A 337-nucleotide genomic window follows, 5' to 3' on the forward strand; every position below is an offset into this window, starting at 1 on the left:
CCGGCTGGTCGCACGAGGAGTACCTGGCCGCCGTGCTCTCCCGTGAAGTCTCCGAACGCGAAGCCTCCGGAGCGGCGACCCGGATCAAAGCCGCGAGGTTCCCGGCGCACAAGGACCTCGAGGAGTTCAACTTCGACCACCAGCCCTCCGCGGACCGGACCCTTATCGCGCATCTGGGCACCGGCGTCTTCCTTGCCGAGGCCAAGAACGTGGTCCTGCTCGGGCCTCCCGGCACCGGCAAAACCCATCTCGCGGTCGGAATCGGCATCAAGGCAGCCAAGGCCGGGCACAGGGTCCTCTTCGACTCCGCGACCGGCTGGGTCGCCCGGCTGCAGGA

Annotated in this window: 1 protein-coding gene; it reads left to right on the top strand. The window is 68.5% G+C overall.

What is annotated here, in order from left to right:
• On the top strand, positions 1-337 hold a 337-nt coding region (locus tag BJG92_RS17045; protein WP_232085172.1), incomplete at both ends, for an ATP-binding protein.

Source organism: Arthrobacter sp. SO5, assembly GCF_020532805.1.
Lineage (GTDB): Bacteria > Actinomycetota > Actinomycetes > Actinomycetales > Micrococcaceae > Arthrobacter.